Below are 26,264 nucleotides of genomic sequence, written 5' to 3'. Positions count from 1 at the left end.
ATGTGGCTCAATTGGCAGAGCAGCTGATTTGTAATCAGCAGGTTATCGGTTCGAGTCCGATCATCGGCTTTATACAATTATATATTGTATAGAAATGGGCAGATTCCCGAGTGGCCAAAGGGGACAGACTGTAAATCTGCTGCAAATTGCTTCGGTGGTTCGAATCCACCTCTGCCCATTCTTCTTTTTAGAAGATAATTGAATAACGCGGGATGGAGCAGTCTGGAAGCTCGTCGGGCTCATAACCCGAAGGTCACAGGTTCAAATCCTGTTCCCGCAACTCTTGCCCAGTTAGCTCAGTTGGTAGAGCAGAGGACTGAAAATCCTCGTGTCTCTGGTTCGATTCCGGAACTGGGCATTCTCAGAAAACCTGAGAAATGGGATATTAGCTCAGTTGGTAGAGCACTTGACTTTTAATCAAGTTGTCCGGGGTTCGAATCCCCGATGTCTCAGTCGTTGAAAATGGCGGAAATGCTGATAAATACAGTATTTCCGCCATTTTTGTGAGTAATCGGAAGTAGTGCTAAGTAAGCCTAAATATTCATCTTCACCCCATCTTCAAGGGCATTTTTGAATCCCTTCGTCTTTATTTCATTAAAAAAAGAAAGTCAAAAAGTAATTCATAAAAGAAAGCTAAAGATAAGCTATATACATGCGAAACAATAATAAGTATAATATGATATATAAATTGTTGTGGGTAAATAGAAGTTAAAAACAAGAAGAGCGCAAAAAACGGAGGTATTTTTATGAGAAAATTTAAAGCAGTGGATGCAGTTTGTATTATGGTACTTGCGGGAATTGTAGGTTTCTTTATGGGGGATTTTTTGGACAATTCAATGGGAGGAGCTATTTTATTTTCGATGGTTGCGGGATTTGCCTGCGTTGTTCATGCAATCGGTGATAGAGAAGAGTGAATGAAGAGGAAGAGTGAACGGAAAAGAAGAGAGAACGCAAAGGAAGTGTAAATGAAAAGGAAGATTAAAAATAGAATGAAAAACAAGATTACAGGGAAAATGAAAAGATTTGGCATAGTATGTATTTTAGTTATGGGGCTATTGCTTACTGGCTGTAATAATAAATTTGCAAAAGAGCAGTACGATTCAGATATTCAGATAGCAGAGGGTGGGGACCGGTATGCTAAAACAAATAGTGTATTGAATAATTATGGAAATAATGTGACATACACCGTTGGAAAATTTGATGGCAGGGAGACACTCTGGGAAGCGAATTGCAGCAGCGCGACGTGGGTAGATATAACGCTTGTGTTTACGCTGGATGAAGGAAAAGCAAAGCTGGTGCAGATTGATGAGGATGGAAATGTGTCAACGGTGGTGGAATGTACGCCGGATTCTGAAGTGAATGAACTGACTACCTATTCTATTCAGTTGAAAGAGGGAAAAAATCGACTGAAGTTCGTAGGATATGATTGTAAGAATGTGACATTTTATATGGAAATCAAAGAATCATAAAAAATTAAGTATTATTTCCTCCGTTCTGTGATATGATACTGCTGTACGAAGAAGACAGAAAAAATGCGACCTGGAGGAATGATTATGATAACATATATGAATGCGTCACGAAGAGATATGGAGAATCTGATGAGTACCCGGCTGGAGATGCTGCGGGAAGTAAATGATTTGTCAGAGGATTATACATTTCCGGATAATCTGGTCGACAGCAGCAGACTGTATTTTGAAGATGGTAATCAGACGACAATTCTGGCAATGGATGGAAGAAAAGTAGTTGGCTGTGCGTCGGTCAGCTATATTGAGGTCATGCCGACATTTGCCCATCCTACCGGAAAACGTGGACATATTATGAATGTATATACAAAGAAGGACTATCGTGGACAGGGGATTGCCCACCATATGATGGAACTTCTGATAAATGAAGCCAAATTGCGTGGCGTGACAGAACTGATTCTGGATACAACGGAGAGTGGCAGAGCCTTGTATCATGCCTGCGGATTTACCGAATCTAAAGAATGTATGGTTTTAACAATAGAGCGGGAATAATAAAAATTTCATAGAAACCCATGCACAAGGAGGACAAGTATGAGAAAAATCTTGGTAACTGGTGGCACTGTATTTGTGAGTCGGTTTATTGCAGAGCATTATGTGGCAAAAGGTGATGAGGTTTATGTGTTAAATCGAAACACCAAACCGCAGTCGGCGGCTGTAAAACTGATTCAGGCAGACCGGCATGCGATCGGTGATGCACTGCAGGGACTGCATTTTGACCTGGTAATTGATACCGCATATACCAGGGAAGATGTGGAGGATTTGCTGAATGCATTGGAAAGTTACAAAGATTATGTTCTTATAAGTTCAAGTGCCGTATATCCGGAATATGCGCCGGCACCATTTACGGAAGAAATACAGCTTGCAGAAAATGTGCACTGGGGTGCATATGGAACAAATAAAATAGCGGCTGAGGCAGCACTGATGCAGAGAAATCCGAAGGCATATATCCTTAGACCGCCTTATTTATATGGACCGATGAATAATGTATACCGGGAAGCCTTTGTATTTGACTGTGCATTGGAAAACCGGAAATTTTATCTGCCACAGGAGGGCGGCATGAAGCTGCAATTTTTCCATGTGGAAGATTTGTGCAGATTTATAGATATTCTAGTGGAAAGACACCCAAAGCAGCACATTTTCAATGTTGGAAATAAAGAGAGCATATCCATTCGTGACTGGGTGACACTGTGCTATCAGGCGGCCGGAAAGCAGGCAGAGTTTGTGGAAGTTACAGCGGAGGAAGAGCAGCGTAATTATTTCAGCTTTTATAATTATGAATATGCACTGGACGTTGCGAAACAGCTTGCACTTATGAGTGGGACGAAGCCACTGGCGGATGGATTAAAAGAAGCTTATGACTGGTATGTGGTAAATCAGGATAAGGTAAATAAGAAACCATATCTTGCATACATAGAGGAACATCTGGTATAAAAACAGGGAATTTCTTTCGATTAGAGCTCCTGTGGTTGCAGAGAAAAGAGCAAAATAGTATAATAAACGAAATAAAAATCTGTGACAGGCGCAGATTTACAAGACACAGGATAGAACGGAGAAAAACATGAGTGTATTTCAGGTAGAATTGAAGAAGGTAGTTGATGACAGTTACGAAATCGAGATAGGCTACCAGCTTGAGAACCGGTTAATAGAAGATTTGAAAAACGGTTTGGTTGGAAAGATTAAGAAATTTGCAGTAATTACTGATAGCACTGTAAAGGAACTTTATGCAGATCACATTGTAACATTGTTGCAGGAAGCCGGATATCAGGCAAAAGAATTTGTCTTTGCGGCAGGAGAGACCAGCAAGACCAGAAAGACGAAAGAAGAAGTAGAAGATGCCATGTTAGAGGCAGGTTTCCGGAGAGACTGCTGCATCATTGCCGTTGGTGGTGGTGTGGTAACCGATTTGTCTGGATTTCTGGCAGGAACCTATGGCAGAGGAGTGCCATTCATTAACTATGCTACGACACTTTTGGCGGCGGCAGATGCATCTGTTGGTGGAAAAACCGCAGTAGACACACCACTGGCAACGAATCTGATTGGACTTTTTAACCAGCCGGAGAAAGTATATCTTGACATTGCAGCATGGAAAACACTGCCACAGCGACAGTTATCCAGTGGTATGGCAGAGACAATCAAGCATGCCTGTATGGCAGATAAGGAAATGTTTGAATTCCTGGAAAAACATATGGAAGATATTTTTGCGGGAGACAGAGAAGCCTGTGAATACATCGCAAAGAAGAACTGCCAGATTAAATATGCTGTGGTAATGAAGGATGAAAAGGAGCAGGGCTTAAGAGAAATCTTGAATCTGGGACATACGGTAGGACGTGCCATTGAGACAGTCAGTGACTACAGACTGCTTCATGGAGAAGCACTTTCCATTGGAATGGTAGCTATGACAGAACTGGCACACCGACTTGGTTACATGACAGAAGAAGAAAAAACAGCAGTAAAGAATCTGTTAGAGAAAGCGAAGCTGCCGGTAGAGATTCCGGAATACATTGACCGGGAAGCCCTGGTTAAGAAATTATATACGGATAAGAAAGTCCGGGACGGAAAACTCCGTTTCGTTGTAGAAAAAGGAATCGGTGGAATCGTAGAGTTTGAGGAAGGCGTATTTGCCACACCGGTGGACGAAGCCGTTGCAAGAGATATCATTATGAAAATGAAATAGTGAGCGATGAAAGTTAATGATAAGCTGATTGGCTTATCATTAATTATCATATAATGAGCGCAAAAGGGAACAAGCCCCTGTCAGATTGACAGGGGTATTTTTTATGTCAGTGGTCTGGTGCTTTCTCCCTGGATGATAACAGGAAGCGTTGTATAGCTTTGGATGAGAAGTTCCGGGTTCTGAAGCTTACGGATCATCATGGAGCCAGCCTGCACACCGGTATCATAGACATTGATATCTACAATGGTAAGCTGTGGGTCGATGATGCTGGAATATGGGTAGACGTCAAAGGTAAGTATGGCAATGTCATCCGGGATGGAAAGCTGCCGGTCTTTGACTGCCTGGATGACACCTAATGCGAGGGTGTTATTTTCACATACAATAGCGCGAGGCGGTACAGGCTGTGTCAGCATATCAGAAGTAACGGAATAAGCGTGCTGACGGCTGGAATCAGTATTTCCGATACGGGCAGCCGGAATGTGAAAGCCTCTGTCTAACATTCCTGCCATGAAGCCTTTCTGACGCTGGGCGGAAATATAATCAGTTTTGCGTTCTCCAATAAAGGCAACATCTGTATAACCACAGGCTATCATGTGGGCAGCGGCATATTCACCGGCAAGGGCGTGGTTGGTATCTACCCAGCACAGCCGGCTTTCAAATCCCGGATGACCGATGATAATATGTGGGAAGCCGGCATCCAGGATGAGATTTGCAATCTCTTTATTAATAGCGGAGCCATGGATGATAAGACCATCTGAAGACCGGCTGGTGATTACTTCACTGACTTTTTCACCAGGATAATGCTCCTCGGATGTATTAACCAGGGTCAGAGAGTAGTTATTTTCGGATAAAGTATGATGCACGCCACACATGATATCAAACATATGCGGATTCCGATAAGCAGTATCTTTCTCCAGATTGGTAAGATAGACAATATTGGAAGTGGCACCTTTTGCAAAGCTTACAGCCCGGGAGTTAGGGGTATAATGAAGCTTTTCAATTGCTGCATGAACCTTTTCCACAGTGGCTGGGGATATGGTGGTCCAGTGATTTAAAACTTTAGAAACAGTGGATTTGGAAACACCGGCTTCATTGGCAACATCATTGATGGTAACAGACATAAAATACCTCCTGAAAAAATGTATAAATTTACAAATATAGTATAGCGGTTTCCTAACAAAGTCAATCATTTTTGACAAATAGACATTGTAAACAAGGGAAAAAAGTGATAAATATAGACTTAGCAAGAGGAACCAATTGCAGAAAAAAAAGAAAATAAAGAAAACGGTTTCCTAAAGAAACCGGAAAACGGAGGTATTTTTATGAAGAAAAGGGTGTTGAGTCTGTTGCTCTGTACCGCAATGACAATCGGCACATTATCCGGTTGTGGAAAAGAAGCAGGAAATGACGAAGGAAAGACTACAGAAGTACTTGGAAATGATGCAGAGGATGAAATGACAGAAGTAAAAATCTGGCATGATGGGGATGAGAATATCATGCAGACCATTGCGGATTGTGCGAATGAGAAACTGGCAGAGGATAATATCAAGGTTACCTTTGAAAAGAAGAGCGGTCTGACCGACCAGCTTCAGTTATATGGAAATGATGAATCCAACGGACCGGATATGTATCTTTATGCACATGATTCATTGGGAACATTTGCAGAAATGGGGATTTTAGCTCCGATTACGGATGTTATCAGTGAGGATGTAATGGCGGATTTATTACCGATGACCGTAGAAGCAGGTAATTATAAGGATACCCAGTACCTGATGCCGGTTTATTATGAGACATTGCTCTTTATGTATAATAAGGCAAAATGGGAAGGTGATGTGCCGGAAACAACAGATGAACTGTATGATTATATGGTAGCGCATACCGATGTGGATGCAGGAACTTATGCGCTGGTAAATCAGCATTCTACCGCATACAATGTGGCACCGGTGATCAATGGTTTTGGTGGATATATTATTGATAAAGATGCAAATCCTGGATTAAATACACAGGAAACCAAGGATGCTATCGCATACAATCAGAAATTTGCAGCATTGGAGGCAGATGGAGATTACAACACTGTAACTGCATTATTCAATGAAGGCCAGGCAGCAGCAATCATCGGTGGACCATGGCTGGTATCCGGAATCAAGGCAGCGGGCATTGACCTTGGTATTAAATCCTTGGCGGATTTTAAACTTCCGAATGGAAACGGACTGGCACCATATTCAGGTGTACAGAGCATTGGTGTCTTAAAATATGCAGCAGAAAATAAGAAAGAAGCAATTGCAAAAGTATTAGAGACAATTGCAAGTCCGGAAGTAGGTATTGCATTGGCAAATAAATCAAACTGTGCACCGGCAAACAGCAAAGCATATGATGACGCAGATGTTGCTGCAAATGAGATGATTATGGCAATGAAAGCAACTGCAGAAACTGCACAGCCTATGCCAAACATTCCGCAGATGAGCGTTATGTGGGGTCCGGCAGAAGCATTTTTGGCGGCAGTCAACAAATCCGGGGAGGATATTGATACTGCAGCAGAAACTTATCAGCAGGAGGCATTGGATGCTATTGCAGATATGCAGTAAGAAGGAGTTTATTTAGAAGCAATAAAGAGGAAAATTAGGAAGAGAAGTGTGTATATGAAGAATAAACGGAAATTAACGCCATGGCTTTACAGTATGCCGGCACTGATATTGATTGGAATGGTTATCGTATTCCCAATTATTTATACGGGCTATATATCACTGACCAATATGAATCTTTTTCACTGGTCAAATTATGAATTTATCGGACTATCCAACTATAGCAGGGCATTATTAAAGGCAGACTCCGGTTTCCTTGGAGCACTGTTTACAACATTACTTTGGACCACATTAAATATGGTGATACAGGTAGTTGTGGCATATTTTATTGCATTGGGATTTCAAAGAGAAGATTTAAAGGGAAAACGTGTATACAAGACTCTTTTGATGTTCCCGTGGGCAATGCCTGCTTATGTGTCCATTCTTTTGTGGAGGGTAGGCATTTATAACACAGAGTTTGGTCTTCTGAATAAGATTCTGGTGGCACTTGGCTTTGGAAAGGTAAATTTCCTTTCCACCAATGTGCCGGCATTTCTCTCCTGCATGACCTTAAACCTGTGGATGGCATTGCCGTTTATGATTATGATGATAGACGGTGCACTGTCCAGCATTGACCGCAGCTATTATGAAAGCGCAGAACTGGATGGAGCAGGTTTCTGGTCAAAGAACATCCATATTACCGTTCCGGCAATGAAAGGAATTATTGCACCGGCGGTTATTATGACGACATTTACCACATTTAAGCAGTTTGATATCGTATATCTTCTTACGATGCAGAAGGGAGCATATTCAGGGGCAACCTTACAGACCGTAATTACTTATGCACAGCAGAATGCGTTTGTTTCAAATAACTATGGGCTGTCCTCTGCGGTATCCATTATTATCTTTTTCCTCATCATGGTATTTTCGCTCTTTACCAATCGAGGGGTAAAGGAGGAAAATTATGACTAAGAAAAAGAGAAAACAGATTTTACAGCTTAGCGGATTACATATTTTTTATATTATACTGTGTCTGCTGGCACTGGTACCGATTTTATATGCGTTGAATCTTTCCTTTGAAAGGGGAAGTGGAGCATTGTCCTCCGGATTATCTTTGGTTCCAAAGGAATTTACACTGGATAATTATAAAAATATACTGACGCAGAAGCCATTTTTGCGGTGGTTTTATAACTCTGCCGTATTAAGCTTCTTTACAATGGTCATTGCTATCGGATTTGCCATGGTGTCATCTTATGCATTTTCAAGATACCGTTTTAAGGGAAGAAATGGCATTTTAAAATTACTGCTTCTCTTAAATGCATTTCCACAGATCCTGTCCATGTTTGCATTATTCCGTCTTTTAAAACAGATGAATATGCTGGACACGAAACTGGGACTGGTGATTATTTATGCGGGAAGCATGTGCATCTTCTCTATCTGGAATATGAAAGGGTATTTTGATACCATTCCGATAGAAATCGAAGAAGCATCGAAAATTGACGGTGCATCGGATTTCCAGCTGCTGTGGAAGGTAGTAATGCCGCTGGCTCGTCCGGCAATCATTGTAACTTCTGTGATGGTACTTATTTTTGTATGGAATGAATATCTGTTTTCCACAACATTTCTACTGAATGAAAACAGTTATACACTGGCAGGTGGATTATATCAGTTACAGTCCAACGATTACACCAGAAGCTGGGGAATGTTCTCCGCAGCCGCTATCCTGGTATCTGTTCCGGTGCTGATTATTTTCTTCTGTATACAAAAGTATATGGTATCCGGTCTTACTGCAGGTGGTGTGAAAGGATAGAAATAAAATGGAAAAAGAAGCAATTTTGCATATTCCACTGTCACAATTTGCTTTTGCAGAAAAAGAAGACCGGCTGGTAATAAGAATCCGTTGTAAAAAGGGCGATTTAAAACGGTGCGTGCTGCTTTGGGGAGACCGGGTGGCGATGGAAGAGCCACTTCCGGTGAAACAAAGTGAAATGGAATATGTGGCATCCGATATGCTTTATGATTATTATGAAGTTAAGATTACATCTCCGTATACCAGGGTATGCTATTATTTCCGGTTAGAGGACGATATAGAAAGCCTTTATTATTATGGAAGAGGATTTGCAGAGAAACTGTCCTGTGGCAGGGCAGAATATTTTCAGTTTCCATATATTAGAAGAGAGGATATTTTAGATATCCCGGAGTGGGCAGAAGACATTGTTATGTATCATATTTTCCCGGACAGTTTTGCAAATGACAGACGGGAACTGACGGAAAAAGCGACAAGGCATATGCTTTTGCCGGATGAAAAAAGCGACAGCGATGGAAAAATTTTACCGGACCGGATTTGTAAGAATCATCTGGGTGGTACACTGAAAGGAATTTGTGAAAACCTTGACTATATCGAAAAGCTTGGAATTAACTGCATTTATCTGAATCCGATTTTTGAAGCAGCGTCTTATCATAAATATGATACCATTGACTATTTTGAAATCGACCCCTGTCTTGGAAATAAAGCGGATTTAAAAGAACTGGTGCAGCAGTGCCACAAGAGAGGAATCCGGGTTATTTTAGATGGTGTATTTAATCATTGTGGAGCAGATTTCTTTGCATTCCGGGATGTGCGGCAGAAGGGAAAAGCATCAAGATATTATAACTGGTTTTATCACCTGCCGGAAACGATACAGTACGCTGATCCGCCGAATTATGAGGCGTTTGCCTATGTAAAGGAAATGCCAAAGCTTAATACCGGAAATCCTGAAGTGGTGGAGTACCTTTGCAATGTTGGAACTTACTGGATTCGGGAAGCAGATATTGACGGCTGGCGCTTGGATGTGGCAAATGAAATCAATCATGAATTCTGGAGAGCCTTCCGCCATGCGGTGAGAGCGGTAAAAGAGGATATATTTCTAATAGGCGAAATCTGGGAAGAAGCAGGCATCTGGCTTCAGGGAGACCAGTTTGATTCTACGATGAATTATACTTTTTCTTATCTGTGCCGGGATTTTTTTGGAAAGGGAGAACTTTCGGTCAGTGAATTTGATGCCCAGATGCAGCAGATGATTTACCGCTACCCATGGCAGGTGAGCCTGGCACAGATGAATTTTCTGGATTCCCATGATATTCCGAGATTTTTAAGCTATTGCAATGGAAATAGAAAGAGAATGGAGCTGGCATTTTTCTATCTCTTTATGGGAGTGGGCGTGCCATCGGTATTTTATGGGGATGAGGTATATATTGATGGTACGGAAGAATCAGAATACAGGGCAGCCATGGACTGGCAGAGAGCATCCGGACAATCAGATGAAACTGAACCACAGTCTTTATTGCCGTATCAGGATAATTTAATCGGAAAATTCAAGGAGTGGATAGCACTTCGGAGAGAGCATCCGGCATTACGCAGGGGAAATTATCGCACCATCTATTGTAATGATGTTACCGGTGTTTATACATTTTCCCGCTGCTATGAAGAAGACCGGGTGCTGGTAGTGCTGAATACAGGCCCTGACAAAGTGGAACTTACTTCGGCAGAAATACAGGAGCTGCAGGAAAAAAATATAGAACTGTCTCCTTATGAAGGAAGACTTGTGGCATTCTGAAAAAGACAAGTGACATTACAAAATACTTGTGTTATACTTGGAAAAACAAAGTGATGCAGGGAGGGTGTTTACTATGGTTGTTTTAATTGGAATTATTATATTTGCAGCTGTTATTGGATTTTATGCCTGCTTCGGACGTAGAATCAATGAAAATATTGGCTCTGGATTCGGAAAAGAGTATATGAAAGACAAATGGGGAATGGACGAATAATGAAAGAATGCCGGATGGTTTACCATCCGGCATTTATATATGTCATATACATTCTTTCCTTCGGAAGGATGATATGAAATCAGACTTTCTTGATGCTGCTGCGACGTTTTGCTTTCTCCTCGTAGAGGATTGCATCAGAGTGCTTGAGAATGTCTGTCAAGTCCATCTGCGGATTGCAGTAGAATTCGTAGATGCCGACAGAGATTTCTACATAGAAAGGTTTATCGCATACGGTATTAAAAGCATCACTCTCTGTTTTCAGATTCTTTAAAAGCTGTTCTTTGAAATCCGGTATATCTGTTAAGATAAAGGATACAAATTCATCTCCACCGAGTCTTGCAGTAATGGCATCTTTCGGCAGGCATTTCCGGAGCCGTTCAGATACGGTACGCAATGCAAAATCACCGGCAAGATGTGAGAAACAGTCATTGATTTCTTTTAAGTGGTCTAAGTCACCAAAGAGAAGATAAGCCTTTTTGCCGGAATTGGATTCTATGGCATGGGATGCCCGTTCCATAAATCCACGGCGGTTCAAAAGCTGGCTTAAGTCGTCATATTCGGAGATATAGCTTAAGATGCTGTTCTGCTCCTGAATGACTTTCATGGAATCCTGCAATTCTTTTTGAATCTGACGTTCGCTGGCATTTAACTGAATGAAATGCAGAAGTGCACCAATCTGGAGACTGCAAATCTGCATAAAGGAAATATCTTTCTGTTCCACTTCGCAAAGCAGCAGACCGAACTGTTCATCTCCGGAAAAGAGGATAAATGATGTATAGCAGTGGCTGTGTTCCTTTGGAAGAAAACTGGAAAATCCATTGGCAGTCGTTACTTTTGGACGTTTGCCCGGTTCATGGTAGACTGATTTTTCATCATGGTAATATGCTGCCAGATAGATTTCGTCCGGATACTCTGCAAGCTCATTTTCCTGATGAATGACCGGTTTGTCAAAGAAGAAAAAGAAGGAACTTTTGACATTCATCAGATGCAGCCGCTCCATGATATGTGTAATCGTTTCTTTGAAATTGGCACCGGAGTTAATCAAATCTCTTGTAAAGGAAGGTACAAACCAGGCTTTCCGGTTAGAATCCATGATTTCTTTTTCCAGCTGGAAGACATCCGCAGAATGAACGTATTGCTGGGTAAAGGATAAAATGCCGGAAAGCTGTGTCTGCAGCAGTTCCTCCTCCGAGAAGTTAATCAGTGTACGGAGTAATGAAGTAAGTTGCTCTAGGAGCATTTCTCCGGAAATATGGGGATATGCAGTAAGCTTTCTCAGATAACGAATCAGAGGCTCGTTGGAGAAGTCAGTTCCCTTCCGGATAAAGATTTCTTCATATATATTTTCAAAATATGCATGTAGAACTTCGGTATAGTAATTACGATCTTTTTCGTATGAAATGGAAGAGAATAATTCCTCAGCCATAGCATCGACCTGCTGGTGTATAAAATCGTGCAGCTGCTCCATGCTGATATGACGCAGTGTGGTAAAGCCGGTGTGCAGCTGGCAGCCGCAGGAGCTTCTCTGGTGAAAAATGGCTGACATCCGGCAGGATTGTGGCTTCTTTCCCTGACAGAGCATAAGCGCATTCTGTAATGCCTGGTAGCTGAACTGGAAGCTGCTGTGGGAAACACTGGTCAGTGGTGGCTCCATGGTTTTTGCGTGGTCAATGTCGTCAAAACCGGTAATGGCAATGTCATGTCCCACCAAAAGGTCTCTTGCAGCACAGACGCGGTATCCTGCCTTTGCCATATTATCATTTGCAAAAGCAATTGCCTCTAATTCCGGGTTGTGGTCTAGGATATATTCCACCTGCTCGGTGACAAGCTCTGAGTAGTTGCCGTAGACGACCATATCATTCGTGACCGGAAGCTGATGTTCCGCCATAACATCGCGGTAGGCTTTCAGCCGTTCATTGGAGTCTTTGTTGTTAGCTGGTCCTGCTACAAAAGCAATCTTACGATAGCCATGGACATTCACAAGATGTTCGATACATTGCCGCATACCGTTGTAGTTGTCAGCAATCAGATATGGAATGTCCGGATCGTCTGGTGTGTCCTCTAACATCAGAAATGGAATATCTTTATAATGGGAAAGAAAGTCTGCCTTTACCTGGTTACTTTTAAAAATAGAAAGAGAACCATAGGTAATAATGAGTGCGTCCGGTCTGGTAAAATGCACATAATCATAAATCGTATCAAACTGATAATTATAGTCTCCATCAAAACTGCAGGATAAAATATCTTTACAATATTGTGGCATCTGAGGTCCCATCAGAAAAATAATATTGATATCTTCTTCTCTGGCACAGGTATAGAAGCCCCGAAGTAAGTCTTCTGAGTAGCTGGACTGGGTGTCACCTAACATAATTGCAATTGTTGGTCTCTGGTTGTTCTCCATAATGTGCCTTTCTCTGGTAAAAAAAGTTGTTTCGGAATTGTAAAAGCCGTTCTTATGATTAACTTAAGTATAACATAAAACGATTAAGTAGAAAAGAAAATAAAAATATTACTGGACAAAAAATGTGATATATGCTAATATAGTTGAGCGTGTGAAAGAACTGAATAACGATGCGTGGCTCAGCTTGGTAGAGCGCTGCGTTCGGGACGCAGAGGTCGCAGGTTCAAATCCTGTCGCATCGACGAAAAAAACGAGTACACTGTTAGGTGTGCTCGTTTTTTATATGAAGATTTCTACCCCAATATTGTCTGGAATCATCTTGTCATGTTATAATGAACGTAAGCAAGTCAACATATAAGCGTGATTGGCGAGCTGCAATTGTTTATCAGGAGTTGATTTTCACTTGATAAATGAAAAGGTTGGAAAATAATACAATAAAGGAGAAGACACAATATGAGTATGGAACCGGATTTTCTTACTTTGACAATCGGAAAACAGAAAAATATTGCATTGATTGCCCATGATGGGAAAAAGGCAGAACTGATTCAGTGGTGTAAAGACAATGCAGAGACTTTAAAGAAACATTTTCTGTGTGGAACAGGAACAACTGCAAAGATGATTACAGACCAGACGGGACTGCCGGTTAAGGGCTATAATAGTGGCCCGCTGGGTGGCGACCAGCAGATTGGTGCCAAGATAGTAGAGGGAAAAATAGACTTCGTTATTTTCTTTTCAGACCCGCTTACTGCAGCACCTCATGACCCGGATGTAAAAGCGCTGCTTCGTATTGCACAGGTATATGACATCCCGATTGCAAATAATAAGGCAACTGCAGATTTTATGATTCATTCCGAGTTGATGGATGAAGAATATAATCACAATGTGATTAATTTTAATAAGAATATCAGACAGCGGGCATCGACGATAAAGTAATGTCAGCTAAACTACGAGAAACACGCAAAGCGTGTTTCTTACATAAAAAGGAGAGGCGGTGTGAATACTCACACCGCCCCTTTTTCCTTTTAATTATCCTGGTATTATCCCTCAATGGAAATATATTTCTTTTCTTCCACTGCAGGTTTTGCTTCTTTCTTCGGAACGGTCAGAGTCAGGATGCCATTTTCAAAACCGCCTTTGATGTCATCCTGAGTAACGCCATCTCCGACATAGAAGCTACGCTGGTAAGAGCCATAGTAACGTTCTTTACGGATATATTTGCCATCTTTGCCTTTTTCGTCCTTGTTGTCCTGGTGTTTGGCATTGACGATGAGGTATCCGTCTTTCAGCTCAGCCTGGATATCTTCTTTCTTAAAGCCCGGAAGTTCAAATTCCAGTTCATATCTGTCGTCAAATTCCTTAACGTCAGTGTTCATGGCAGCACGGTTGTCTGCTGCAGGAGCATTGTAAGCTCCGAATGGAAATACATCATCGAATATATCATCTACAAAGTTGTTTGAAAAAATACTTGGTACTAACATAAGTCATTCCTCCTGAAAATAATTGTTGTAATTAATAATAATGTTTTTTATTTCTGTGAGCTTCTCTGGCTTCTTCAACAGCCTCATGGTCGGCTACATTAATTTTTGCTTTTACTTTCTTCTTCTTTAATGGATGTTTTGGATTTTTATCTGACATAATAACATGCTTCCTTTCTTTTACATCATCAGATATCTGAAATACAATGTCTGAAATTATCCTTCAATTGCAATATATTTGTGGTCTTCTACTGCAGGTTTTGCTTCTTTCTTCGGAACGAAGAGTTTTAAAATACCGTGTTTAAATTCGCCCTTGATATCTTCTTCGGTAACGGCATCGCCAACATAAAAGCTTCGGCTGCAGGCTCCGGAATAACGTTCCTTACGGATGTACTTGCCGGATTTCTTATCTTTATCATCCTCATCCAAGCCTTTGGCGGCACTGATGGTCAGGTAACCATTTTCTAAGGAAGCACTTACTTCGTCTTTCTTAAATCCAGGTAAATCAATGACCAGTTCGTAACCATTGTCCTGCTCCTTTATATCTGTCTTCATCAGACGTGCGGCTCTACGACCGTAAAGTTTTTTCTCAGTTTTTTTCATATCCATGTTATCGTCCATCCATGGAAAATCCTCAAAGAAGTCATCAAATAAATTCTCTCCAAAAATACTAGGCATCAACATAAGTCATCTCTCCTTTTTTAAATAAATCTATCTATGCTTGTTTACCTTGTTTCTTTGGAACTGGGATGTTTTAGGAACCTCTTTTTGTTCCTCTCCTTTGTTCTGACTACGTTATAGCACCAATTATTAGCACTGTCAAGAGGTGAGTGCTAATAAAATTGTGAAAAATTTGTGAAAAAACACAAATTGTGCAAAAACAAAGAAAAAACATGGAAATGCACTGTAAAAACAAATGAAATATATGGAGATATAATGCAGAAATATAGGGGGAAATAAGGGGTAGCATGATAAAAAGGAAAGAATATTGCAGGAACTATGAGACTGTGTTATGATTTCTATAACTTTGCGTCATGGAAATTATGAGTTTAGGAGAAAAAACAAAATGAAGACACAGAATGAGAAAAGAAGTACATTTTCGGGGAAGATAGGGTTTGTATTATCAGCAGCAGGCGCTTCTGTGGGACTGGGAAACATATGGAGATTCCCATATCTTGCGGCAAAGTATGGGGGAGGAATCTTTCTGCTGATTTATATTATACTTGCACTGACTTTTGGATATACGATGATTATGGCGGAGACTTCTATCGGAAGAATGACGAAGAAGAGCCCGGTGGGAGCATATCATACCTTTGGAAAATCCCGCTGGCTCTCTTTCGGTGGCTGGATAAATGCGATTATTCCGGTTTTAATCGTGCCATATTATTCTGTAATTGGCGGCTGGGTAATGAAATATCTGGTGGAATATATCAGGGGAAATGGCAGTAAGCTTGCATCGGATGGATATTTTTCCGATTTCATTTCCAGCGGGCTTTCCACAGAAATCTGCTTTGCTTTTTTTGCAGTATTTACGCTGGGGATTATCTTTGCCGGAGTCCGGAATGGTATTGAGCGGGTATCCAGATTTATGATGCCGGTGCTGGTTGTTCTTTCTATATTAATAACGGTTTATTCCGTAAGCAGACCGGGAGCATTAAAAGGAGTTAAATATTTTCTGATTCCAAATCTTGAAAATTTTTCATGGATGACGGTAGTAACAGCCATGGGACAGATGTTTTATTCCCTGTCCATTGCCATGGGAATTCTCATTACTTTTGGTTCTTATATGAAGAAGGAAGTTTCTATTGAGGAGTCCACGAAGAACGTGGAAATCTTCGATACAGCGATTGCCATGATGGCAGGGCTGATGATTATTCCGGCAGTCTTTGCATTTTCCGGTGGAAATCCGGAAACACTGCAGGCGGGGCCATCATTGATGTTTATTACGATTCCAAAAGTATTTGACAGCATGGGACTTGGAACCGGAGTCGGAATTTTGTTTTTTGTACTGGTGCTGTTTGCAGCAATCACAAGTTCTATTGCATTAACGGAAAGTGCAGTATCGACTTTTGAAGATGAACTGGGCTGGGAAAGACGGAAAGCAACGGTAATTGTCGGCATTGTAATGCTTCTTCTGGGAAGTCTTTCCACACTGGGATATGGACCATTGGCGAATGTAAAAATTATCGGAATGCAGATTCTTGATTTCTTTGATTTCCTGACGAACTCCGTGATGATGCCGATTGCAGCTATTGCAACCTGCCTTCTGGTATCAAGAGTGGTGGGAGTGCAGCGGATTGAAGAAGAAGTAACCCGGGGCGGCAACCCGTTCCGCAGGAAAAAGATATTTACGGTGATGATAAAATACCTTTGTCCGATCTTTGCAGCGATTATTTTAATCAGTTCCATAGCAAATGCTTTTGGATGGATTCAGATGTAATTAATGACAAATTAAGAAAATACAGAAATGCAACTACGAGAAACACGCTTTGCGAGTTTCTCGAGTTATCGCGGTGCTCGTCAAATCTGCATGCAAGCATGCGATTTTTCTCGCTACTCGCGTAATCAAAAAGAGCGTTCTTTCCTAATTAGGAAAGACGCTCTTTTTGGACAGAACCATATTATGAATTTGCCATATTCTTAACGGCATTCAATGCCTTCTGGACTGGTGGCAGACAGATAATGATTAATGTAATAAGTGCTTCTGCACCAAGGTATGCACCGTTGTAAGCAAGAGAGTATACCACTGCATTCGGGAATTCTTCCGGAGCATACATGCCGAAGAAAATCCAGCCGGAAAGGAATGCGAAGAAGTATCGGCCTAATACACCAGCGATATAACCTTTGATAAGTCCATGTTTGGATTTGCTGAAAAGTCCGGAAAGTCCTAATGCACCAAAGGCGAAGAGGTAGTCCACTAACATCTGTGGAACACTGATGATGTAAGGGTCCACGACTAACTGCAGAATTCCGTAAGCAAAAGCTGCGGTTAAGCCGGCACCCAGACCGTACCAGTAACCAATCAGAACGATGAATAACATGCTCAGTAAAGTAACGGAACCGCCCATTGGCATATCGAAAAGTTTAATCATGGAAGTTACCATGGCAAGGGCAATTGCCATAGCCGAAAATGCAAGCTGCTTTGCACTGAATTTCTTCTTTCCACCGAAGATAGCACAGCCAATCAGAAGAATGGCAATCATGATGATAACGAGGGCTGTAAAACCTGCGGTGGTAAGCTGGTAAGATGAGCCGTCGTATGTTGCAAAAATTGACATAAAAAAATCCTCCTTAAAGATGATACTCTGCCAGGAGGTTGAACTATGTGCTTCCTTACGCCGGTATTATCCGGTTCAAGTAATAAGGGTCAACGCAGATGCGTTTCTCAGCCAAAGGCGCCCCTAGCAAAGTGATGTTTTGTTTTCAGTTTGTAATGGTAACAGTGGTAGTATAAAATGTCAAGTGTTAATTTTCTGAAAAAGATTTTCTAAAAAATGAAAAAATCCGCTGGAAAATATAAAGAAAAAGTAACTTCCGGTCGATAAAAGGTTTAGAAATGTCTTTTTCTGCGCTTTTTTAGAAAAAAAGGTTACTCTTGAATCTGAAAAGCAAAAGGAATATAGTAAAGATAAAAAGATGAGGAAACAACAAGCAATAAGGAGAGGTTCTATGCGTAAGTACAAGGATGTTGGAAAAAGAATACTGGTATTAGTTTTAAGTATTTGTATGATTGCAGGCGTGCTTCCGGCGATACCGGCAGAGGCGGCGGATGCATTTCCGGGCAATGGAAGCATTACATTAGGAGCGGATGCAAATGGTGCAACTCCAACCGGAAATGATACCTATACTTATACCGGACAGGAGGTTAAGCCGGCAGTTACGGTCCAGATTGATGGAGAAACTTTGAAAGAAAAAGAGGATTACTTCGTTTATTACCGTAATAATACCAACGCAGGAACAGCACATATTGATATCGTTGGTATCGGAGACAGCCACAGATGGCAGACCACCAAGAGCTTTACGATTGCACGGCAGAAGTTAAGCTATATCGGTGTTAATTATAAAGGGGTGGAAGGAACCGGTGAAGACGGATATGTATATTATACAGGAAGTGATGTATTACCGACGATTACAGGGGTGTATGGTATCATAAGCGGTACTTCTACCATGGTAAACCTTTCAGCAGATGATTATAACGTAGAATATACTGCAGGAAGCAATACTTCTGTTGGAACACATTCCTTTAAAATTGTATTAAAGAGCAGCAGTAACTATACATTTTCCGGAAGAATTGAAGAGAACCGTTACAATATTTACTATAATATTGGAGCGGATTCTGTAACTGTTTCCAATGGACTGAGCAATTCTACTTATACCGGAACTGCACAGAGACCGGAATTTACACTGGTAGACAGTCAGAATTCCGCAGGAATCAAGGCATCTGACTATACCACAAGCTGGGCAGACAATACCAATGCCGGAACAGCGAAGATGACAGTAACAGCGAATTCTTCTTCTCTGTACCGGGGCAGCAAAACCTTTAATTTCCTGATTGGCAAGGCAGATTTAAGTGCAGCAGGCATCAGTGTTTCCTTAAAGAGTGATAAATATTATTATGTAAAGAATAGTAAACCGGATATGACCAATGAGGTAGTAGTGAAGTTGAATGGCGTGGAGATTCCTGCCGGCAACTACAACGTGGCATACCTAAATGAAACTACTGCAGGACAGACCGGAACCAATAACCTGATTATTACCGGAACCGGAAATTTAACCGGAAACGCATTTATCAACTTTAAAATCTATGACAAGCTTGGTAAAGCAGTATTGGATAAAAATGAACTGGAATACAATGGCAAGAAAAATGTGCCAAACATTACCGTCTCCAATACATCCGGTGATGTTATCAGTGATTCCAGATATAAGATTACTTATTATAAAGATGCGGAGTATACCAAGACTGTACCTGAACCGACTTCTATTGGAAGATATTATGTGAAGGTAACCGGACTGGATTACTACGAAGGAGACCTTGGAACCAAGGCAGAGCCGATTTATTTTGATATTGTAGCAAAATCTTTAGATAAATGTACCTTTAAGCTGGCAATCAACGGAAAAGAAGCAGGTGTCATTAATAAAGATACCAGTTATTCCAGCTTTTTTGATGGTAAGAGCAAGGTATTATCCCTGACAGCAACCGATGATGAGGGGAATGCTTTGAAAAAAGGAACGGATTTTGACTATGCTGTTTATCGTGATCCGGAATGTACTGAACGGGCAGACGATAAGGAAGACACTACGGGCATACAGGAACTGATTCATGCAGCAACCTATTATCTTAAGATAACCGGTCTGGATGGCAGTAACTATGCCGGAGGCGAAAGAGTATATACTTATATGATTAAGCCAAAGAACATCAGCCCGGCAGATATTGTAATTACAGACCAGACTTATACCGGTAGTGCTGTTGTGCCGGATCCTGCAAATATTACCGTTTATTATAAAGAAGGTAGTAAAAATGTCACCTTGGACAGCCAGTATGTAGAAGTGGTTTCCTGTGAAGATAACATCGAAATTGGAACCAACAATGCAAAGGCTTATATCAGACTGACTGGAGATTATGCACTGGCAGAGGGTGGCGTGAACCGTGGAACCTTCAGTATTGTGCCAAGAAAATTAAATGAATGCGAGTGTAATATCGTTGAAGGTTCTGCAAACTATGATCCGACACAGGTTACCTTTGAATACAATGGAAGTATGCAGGTGCCGGCAATCCGTATTACCGATAATAATGGTGCCAAAGGCCTGGTACAGGGTGAAGACTTTAAGGTTACTTATTTTACGGATTCTGCTTACAAGAATGTCATTGCAGAGCCGGTGGACGCAGGCACTTATTATGTATTAATCAGCGGACTTGGAACTTATGCTAATTTAGACGGAAGTATCCGTACTTCCTACAAGATTACTCCGAAGAGCATGAGTTCATTAACTATAATGGCAAGTAACTGCGGTTATACAGGCAATCCGGAAGCTACAACCTTAGCAGTAATGGATGGTAATCGCACTTTGACAGAGAGTGTCGATTATGAAATCGAAGGTTATTATGAAGATGAATTATGTACAACTGTTTCAGAACATAAGAATTCCGGAAAAGTATATGTCAGAATCAAAGCAGTAGATGGCAGAAATTATACAGGAATGGCAGTGACCTTCTACTTTATCGGAGCAAATATTGCTACAACCGTACAGGCATTTAATATATCTGGTGGAACCTATAACCGGAATTCCCATAAGAATGAGATGATTCAGGCAATTGAGACAAAGATGATGGATGCGATTCCGGATCCGTCATCCTATAGCATTTCCTTCTATAGTGATGCGGCACATCAGAATGTTGTAAGCACTGAGACAAATGAAGCATTTATCAATGCGGGAACTGTTTATTTTGCTGTATCAGGAAGAGGAGGCTATTACGGAGAGATTTCCGGATATGCTGTTATTGAGAAGAAAGATATTGCAGAACTGAATGCAAGAGTAAATGGAACTTATACATATAATGGAATTGAGCAGAAAGTTGTAATTTCTACTACCGCAGACGGAGATGGTGTTGTATTACAGTACCCTACCACCAATGGCTATATTCTGACCGATAAGGAATACAGTATTGAAAGCAGTGAAAATGCAATCAATGCGGGAATTGCAACTCTGACCTTAAAGGCGGCAGAAAACAGCAACTATACAGGAACAACAACCGTAAGCTATACCATTAATCAGAAGGATATCAACGAATTAAGCAAACTCCGGGTAGATGTAAATAGTCCGGTTTATGCCAATAAAGTACTGACTCCTTCCGTAAAAGTAAGCTATGGAGATTCTTCCAGCTTATTGTCAACGAATAAGGATTATCAGTTTGAAGTATATTCGGATAAGGATTATCAGAATGTAGCAACAGCTGCAGAAAAGACCAATGCAGGAACAACTTATGTAAGAATCCAGGGTATCGGAAATTACACCGGTGTGCTGGAAAGTGCAGATTATACTGCAGATAAGATTGCAGGCTCTAATCAGTTTATTATTCAGCGGAAGAGTATTGATGGTGTAGGCGTATCTTTGCAGGGAATGAGTTACATTTTTAAAAAGAATATTCCGGATTTCACAGTAACACAGAGTTTTCCGAATGAGTCCGGAATTGGAGAATATTCATATACACTGCAGCCTGGCGTAGATTATACCTATACTCCGACCCAGGTAGATAAATTTAAAGTAGGACAGCAGGATATTACCATTGAAGGAACCGGTAACTTTAAGGGAACCAAGAATAGTTACTTCTACTATGATGGAGATATGAATAATTCTGCTGACCAGATTGAAGTGAAGTTAAGCTATGATACCATTGAGTATGATAAGGCACAGGCAGCATCCGGCGGAATGAAACCTACCGTCACCGTGTATGTAAAAGGCAGCGATACCCAGGAACGTCTGATAGCGGGAACACATTACAGCGTGTCTTATAGAAATAATACTGTTCCAGGGCAGGCCAGTGTACTCATTACCGGAATTGAGAAGAATCACTGGGTAGGCAGCTATGTTGCGAATTTTGCAATTACCGGTAAAATTGAAGATGCTGAGATTACGATTCCGGCACAGAAATATACTGGAAGCGAATACAATACAACCACACAGCCAATTGAAAATATGACTGTAGTATGTGATGGCAAGACTTTGGCACTTGGAACAGACTACAACATTAAGAGCATTGTAAATGGTAAATCTGTTTCACTGACTGACCCGATCGTAACGATTGAGGGAACCGGAACTTATTTCAGTGGTGAGAAAACGGCGAAGTTTGCGATTAAATACGACCTGGGCAGTGATGATTTAAGCATTGACTTAGGTGGAGATGTATTCTCCTATACCGGACAGGAAATCAGACCGGTTCCGGTTGTGAAATATGCATTAACCGGTTCTACCTTTGATACCTTGGAAGAAGGAAAAGATTATACGGTAACTTATCGTAAGAATACTGCAGTTGCAGCAGCAAATGGCGAGAACGGACCATGTGTAGTCATTCAGGCAACAGCAAACGGTAAATTGATGGGAACCACCAAGGCGAAAGCATTTACCATTGATTCCATTCATATGGAAGATTATGAGATTACCGGAATTGCGGACAGCTATGTTTATACCGGTAAGCTGATTAAGCCGGATTCTCTGGTCATTAAGAAGATTGGCGGTTCAGAAGTAATTGACCCGGCAAACTATAGCGTATATTACCAGACGGATGCAGATAATCCATCCAGTGCACCGGCAGGTGCAACCGAAACCATTACTGTAATCGGTAAGGGCAATTACAAGGGAACACTGACTAAGACCTTTACTATTACAAAACGTGATTTGTCTACGGTAAGCAAGACAATTGCTGACGTAACCTACAATGGTGAGGCGCAGGAACCTGAAATTAAATTAACATTTAATGATGAAAATAACAAAGAACAGACCCTTACGTTAGACACGGATTATGTGGTGGATGAGTATCGCAATAATATCAATGCAGCGAACGCCGGCGGGGCAAATGCACCATATGCAGCAATCCGCGGTGTGGCAAGCTGTACCGGAACTGCAACGGTAGAGTTTAACATTTTAAAGAAAAATGTTGAAGATTTAGTATACTCTAAAATAGAAGATCCACAGTATGTACCGTTAAAAACCAAGTATGAACCGGAATTAAATGTTTATATGACATCCACCAGTGCCGAACCACTGGTTCGCAATGTGGATTATACGGCAGCTTACTTTAATAATGAAGCTGTAAAAGATGCAAATGGAACTTCCGGACCGTTTGTCCAGATTACTCCGAAGGATACCACCAACTATACCGGAAGCAAGACAATTCCGTTCTCTATTCTGGCAAGGGATCTTTCTTCTGAAAATATCAGTGCGGCGTTATCCGATGCTTCTGATACAGGATTTGACCCGGCAAACCGGAACTATCCTTATATTCAGGGTACTACTTATACACCGAATATCAGCCTGAAAGATAATTCGGAAAATGGAATTGTAGCACTGGTAAATGGAACAGACTTTACTTATGAATATTCTACCAATAACAGTCAGGTGGGAACCGCATGGATTAAAGTAACCGGACAGGGTAACTACAGTGGAACACGAATTGAGAAGTTTACCATCGGTACCTTACTTTCCAATGATACTTTAACGGTAACCGGAATTTCCGATACTGTATATAACGGTCTTGATACCAAGCCGAAGAACATTCAGGTGAAGTTCAATAAGACCGGAAGCTATCTGACAGAAAACGAAGATTACATCGTAAAATACTATATTGATAAAGATTGTACGACGGAAGCAAGTGCCATTGACCTGATTCATGCTGGAACAGTATATGTTGGAATCGTTGGTACGGAAAATGACCAGACCGGATATGTAGGAACAGCTGTATATCCATATCAGATTGCAAGAAAGTCACTTACTTCTGCAGATATTGAGATTACCGGAACCGATAACGTAGATTATACCGGAAGCGAGATTAAACCGGTACTTACTTTAAAAGATACTTCTACCGGATTAACCATTGATTCTTCCCAGTATGAAGTAACTTATGAGAACAACACTGCAATCGGAACTGCAAGTGCAACGGTAACTGCAACCGAAAGCGGTAACTACAAAGACAGCATTACGGTATACTATAAGATTACCAAACATGATATTGGAAATGCTGTGGCAGAAGCAATCCCAGATCAGAAGTATACCGGCAATTACATCCGCCCGGCACTGACGATTTATGACAACGGAAAGCTTTTGGTAGAAGGGAAGGATTATCAGGTTGTCAATGGCAACAACTTAAGGGCAGGAGAGTCATGGGTAGTAATTAAAGGACTTGGCAACTATGATGAGACCAAGCGCGTTTACTTCAATATTGTGGCAAGCCTTGAGGATGCAATTATTGACAGTGTTCCGGAACAGCTTTATACCGGAAGCCCGATATGTCCGTCTATCCATGTGGCATGTGGTGGCAATACCTTAACGCTGAATGAAGATTATGAAACAACGTATGCAAATAATGAGCTGGCAGGCGATGCATCCATTACTGTGCGTCCGCTGACCCAGTATTATACCGGAACAATTGTTAAGAAATTCAAAATCAGCAACAGCTTATCCAAGGCAACAGTTACCGGAATCCCTGCTTCAGAGCAGTATACCGGACAGACTTATAAGCCGGTTCCGGTCGTTAAGATGGGAAGCAAGGTATTAACAGAAGATGTTGATTATACGGTAAGCTACAGTAACAATAGAAATGTGGGAACTGCCAGGGTAATCATTTCCGGTATTGGTGTATACTCCGGAGAAAAAGTTGATACCTTTGTAATTAAAGAAAAGAGCATTGAAAATTGTACGGTTCTGGCAGTTGCATCACAGACTTATAATGGAAGACTGCTGACTCCGCCGGTTGTTGTCAAAGATGGGACAACAATGTTGAAAGAAAATGTAGACTACAAGCCTTCCTATCGTGACAATTATTCTGTAGGAACAGCTTATGTAACCATTACAGGAATTGGAGACTATAAGGGCAGCGTGACAAAGTCCTTTGCTATCACAGAACCAGTGCTGACTTCTGACGTAATCGTTCAGAGCAGGAATGCAGCAGCAGGAACCTTTGATATTGTTGTGGATGGAGTCCCAAGTTATGTGACTTCTGTTAGTGTTCCGGTCTGGACAAAGGCTGATCAGAGCGATATTGTATGGTATAACGCATCCAGAGTAGATGCAGATACCTTTATCGTGCATGCCAATATTGCAAATCATAAGAATAATGTGGGTGTATATAATATCCATGTATATGTAAGTGGTGGCGGATATAAAATGCGGTGTGCATATGCAACGACTACCGTATTTGGTGCAGGCTATGAAAGGGTCTTTGACTTAAATTATTACATAAAGAATAACCCTGATGTAGCAAAAGCATTTGGCGGCAATACAGAAGCAATTTTTGCACATTTTGTAAATAATGGTGAGGCAGAAGGCCGTCAGGCAATTGCAAACTTCAATGTTGCATCTTATCGTGCCCGGTATGCGGATTTAAGAAGTGCATTTGGAAATAATCTGAAAGCATATTATAATCATTATCGCATCAATGGATATGCTGAGGGTCGGGTAGCAACCGGAAGTATAGAACTGCAGAATCCGACAACCGTATACAATGGCGTGGATTACAAGCTGGTATATGACTACAATTACTACATCAACAAATATCCGGATATTAAAGCGGCATTTAATGGTGATGAAAATACAACCTTACGTCACTTTGTGGAATGTGGTATGAATGAGGGGCGTCAGGGAAAAGCATCCTTTAATGTAGCAGCTTACCGTGCTAATTATGCAGACTTAAGAAGTGCATTTGGAAGAAATCTGAAAGCATATTATATGCATTATATTGGCAGTGGCTATCGGGAAGGACGTAAAGCAACAGGAAATGGCGTGCTTAAGAATCCTGTAACCGTATACAATGGAGTGGATTACAGTCTGGTATATGACTACAATTATTACATCAGCAAATATTCTGATCTTAAGGCAGCGTTTTATGGTGATGATACAGCCGCATTGAGACATTTTGTGGAGTGTGGTATGAATGAAGGAAGACAGGCAAAAGACTCCTTTAATGTGAAAAAATATAAGAATAGATACAATGATCTTCAAAACGCCTTTGGAAATGATTTAAAATCCTATTATATGCATTATATTGGAAGTGGTTATAAAGAAGGACGTAAAGGAAATTAAAAAGTGTGAAAGAAAAGGGATTCTGTTTCG

General features: G+C 41.1%; 19 protein-coding genes, 5 tRNA genes and 1 riboswitch. Of the genes, 18 read left to right on the top strand and 6 right to left on the bottom strand.

What is annotated here, in order from left to right; translation table 11 throughout:
* Window positions 1-96 precede the first annotated feature (96 nt).
* The 9 genes from DXB39_RS13990 (at window position 97) to aroB (ending at window position 4,197) form a co-directional block, all read left to right on the top strand.
* A tRNA-Tyr gene (locus DXB39_RS13990) sits at window positions 97-178 on the top strand.
* Window positions 179-206: 28 nt separating this feature from the next.
* Window positions 207-280: transfer RNA gene (locus DXB39_RS13985), tRNA-Met, on the top strand.
* Between the two features lie 5 nt (window positions 281-285).
* A tRNA-Phe gene (locus DXB39_RS13980) sits at window positions 286-358 on the top strand.
* A gap of 21 nt (window positions 359-379) precedes the next feature.
* Window positions 380-452: transfer RNA gene (locus tag DXB39_RS13975), tRNA-Lys, on the top strand.
* A 294-nt stretch (window positions 453-746) separates the two neighbouring features.
* Window positions 747-914, top strand: coding sequence for a hypothetical protein (locus DXB39_RS14815; RefSeq protein WP_156454672.1), 168 nt, complete (start codon window positions 747-749; stop codon window positions 912-914).
* A gap of 51 nt (window positions 915-965) precedes the next feature.
* Window positions 966-1,469 (top strand): hypothetical protein, encoded by a 504-nt coding sequence (locus DXB39_RS13970; protein WP_022242824.1) that lies wholly within the window; start codon window positions 966-968, stop codon window positions 1,467-1,469.
* 84 nt (window positions 1,470-1,553) lie between these two features.
* Window positions 1,554-2,015, top strand: coding sequence for a GNAT family N-acetyltransferase (locus tag DXB39_RS13965; protein WP_117842333.1), 462 nt, complete (start codon window positions 1,554-1,556; stop codon window positions 2,013-2,015).
* A gap of 39 nt (window positions 2,016-2,054) precedes the next feature.
* A complete protein-coding gene (locus tag DXB39_RS13960; protein ID WP_117842332.1) occupies window positions 2,055-2,954 on the top strand; it encodes an NAD-dependent epimerase/dehydratase family protein in 900 nt (299 codons plus the stop codon).
* Window positions 2,955-3,081: 127 nt separating this feature from the next.
* Window positions 3,082-4,197 (top strand): 3-dehydroquinate synthase, encoded by a 1,116-nt coding sequence (gene aroB / locus DXB39_RS13955; protein WP_117842331.1) that lies wholly within the window; start codon window positions 3,082-3,084, stop codon window positions 4,195-4,197.
* 101 nt (window positions 4,198-4,298) lie between these two features.
* On the opposite strand, the gene DXB39_RS13950 is transcribed toward aroB, so the two are convergent.
* On the bottom strand, window positions 4,299-5,318 hold the full coding sequence (locus DXB39_RS13950; RefSeq protein WP_117842330.1) for a LacI family DNA-binding transcriptional regulator: 1,020 nt from the start codon (window positions 5,316-5,318) through the stop codon (window positions 4,299-4,301).
* A gap of 201 nt (window positions 5,319-5,519) precedes the next feature.
* Here DXB39_RS13950 and DXB39_RS13945 point away from each other — a divergent pair, with 201 nt between their 5' ends.
* The 5 genes from DXB39_RS13945 to DXB39_RS14810 all read left to right on the top strand — a co-directional run bounded on the left by DXB39_RS13945 (window position 5,520) and on the right by DXB39_RS14810 (window position 10,565).
* Window positions 5,520-6,782, top strand: a complete 1,263-nt coding sequence (locus DXB39_RS13945) for an extracellular solute-binding protein (protein WP_117842329.1) — start codon at window positions 5,520-5,522, stop codon at window positions 6,780-6,782.
* Window positions 6,783-6,836: 54 nt separating this feature from the next.
* Complete coding sequence (locus DXB39_RS13940) at window positions 6,837-7,730, top strand: carbohydrate ABC transporter permease (RefSeq protein ID WP_117842335.1); 894 nt, start codon at window positions 6,837-6,839, stop codon at window positions 7,728-7,730.
* Window positions 7,723-8,568: a sugar ABC transporter permease gene (locus DXB39_RS13935; RefSeq protein ID WP_117842328.1), complete on the top strand. Its 846-nt coding sequence runs from the start codon at window positions 7,723-7,725 to the stop codon at window positions 8,566-8,568. The genes DXB39_RS13940 and DXB39_RS13935 overlap by 8 nt, the downstream gene beginning before the upstream one ends.
* 7 nt (window positions 8,569-8,575) lie before the next feature.
* On the top strand, window positions 8,576-10,354 hold the full coding sequence (locus DXB39_RS13930) for a glycoside hydrolase family 13 protein (RefSeq protein WP_117842327.1): 1,779 nt from the start codon (window positions 8,576-8,578) through the stop codon (window positions 10,352-10,354).
* 73 nt (window positions 10,355-10,427) lie between these two features.
* Entirely contained in the window at window positions 10,428-10,565 is a 138-nt protein-coding gene (locus DXB39_RS14810; protein WP_158566000.1) for a hypothetical protein, read from the top strand.
* A gap of 79 nt (window positions 10,566-10,644) precedes the next feature.
* On the opposite strand, the gene DXB39_RS13925 is transcribed toward DXB39_RS14810, so the two are convergent.
* On the bottom strand, window positions 10,645-12,966 hold the full coding sequence (locus DXB39_RS13925) for a GGDEF domain-containing protein (RefSeq protein ID WP_117842326.1): 2,322 nt from the start codon (window positions 12,964-12,966) through the stop codon (window positions 10,645-10,647).
* Window positions 12,967-13,134: 168 nt separating this feature from the next.
* On the opposite strand from DXB39_RS13925, the gene DXB39_RS13920 reads away from it, so the two are divergent.
* Window positions 13,135-13,208: transfer RNA gene (locus tag DXB39_RS13920), tRNA-Pro, on the top strand.
* A gap of 217 nt (window positions 13,209-13,425) precedes the next feature.
* Window positions 13,426-13,899 carry a methylglyoxal synthase gene (locus DXB39_RS13915; protein ID WP_117842334.1) on the top strand — a complete coding sequence of 158 codons (474 nt, stop codon included), beginning with the start codon at window positions 13,426-13,428 and terminating at the stop codon, window positions 13,897-13,899.
* A gap of 104 nt (window positions 13,900-14,003) precedes the next feature.
* Here DXB39_RS13915 and DXB39_RS13910 read toward each other — a convergent pair whose 3' ends face one another.
* Genes DXB39_RS13910 through DXB39_RS13905 form a run of 3 tightly spaced genes read right to left on the bottom strand, consistent with a single transcriptional unit; the run spans window position 14,004 to window position 15,125 of the window.
* Window positions 14,004-14,444 carry an Hsp20/alpha crystallin family protein gene (locus DXB39_RS13910; RefSeq protein ID WP_117842325.1) on the bottom strand — a complete coding sequence of 147 codons (441 nt, stop codon included), beginning with the start codon at window positions 14,442-14,444 and terminating at the stop codon, window positions 14,004-14,006.
* Window positions 14,445-14,475: 31 nt separating this feature from the next.
* On the bottom strand, window positions 14,476-14,601 hold the full coding sequence (locus tag DXB39_RS15170; protein WP_255415056.1) for a hypothetical protein: 126 nt from the start codon (window positions 14,599-14,601) through the stop codon (window positions 14,476-14,478).
* A 56-nt stretch (window positions 14,602-14,657) separates the two neighbouring features.
* On the bottom strand, window positions 14,658-15,125 hold the full coding sequence (locus tag DXB39_RS13905) for an Hsp20/alpha crystallin family protein (RefSeq protein ID WP_117842324.1): 468 nt from the start codon (window positions 15,123-15,125) through the stop codon (window positions 14,658-14,660).
* 382 nt (window positions 15,126-15,507) lie between these two features.
* Between DXB39_RS13905 and DXB39_RS13900 the strand changes: the two genes are divergently transcribed.
* Window positions 15,508-16,881, top strand: coding sequence for a sodium-dependent transporter (locus DXB39_RS13900; protein WP_117842323.1), 1,374 nt, complete (start codon window positions 15,508-15,510; stop codon window positions 16,879-16,881).
* 181 nt (window positions 16,882-17,062) lie between these two features.
* Here DXB39_RS13900 and thiT read toward each other — a convergent pair whose 3' ends face one another.
* Window positions 17,063-17,719 (bottom strand): energy-coupled thiamine transporter ThiT, encoded by a 657-nt coding sequence (thiT, locus tag DXB39_RS13895; RefSeq protein ID WP_117698327.1) that lies wholly within the window; start codon window positions 17,717-17,719, stop codon window positions 17,063-17,065.
* Between the two features lie 35 nt (window positions 17,720-17,754).
* Window positions 17,755-17,854: riboswitch (TPP riboswitch) on the bottom strand.
* Window positions 17,855-18,110: 256 nt separating this feature from the next.
* On the opposite strand from thiT, the gene DXB39_RS13890 reads away from it, so the two are divergent.
* Window positions 18,111-26,234 (top strand): GBS Bsp-like repeat-containing protein, encoded by an 8,124-nt coding sequence (locus tag DXB39_RS13890; protein ID WP_158565999.1) that lies wholly within the window; start codon window positions 18,111-18,113, stop codon window positions 26,232-26,234.
* Window positions 26,235-26,264: the final 30 nt, after the last annotated feature.

Source organism: Roseburia sp. OM03-7AC, assembly GCF_003462625.1.
Lineage (GTDB): Bacteria > Bacillota > Clostridia > Lachnospirales > Lachnospiraceae > Roseburia_C > Roseburia_C amylophila.
This window is presented reverse-complemented; position numbering and strand designations above follow the sequence as displayed.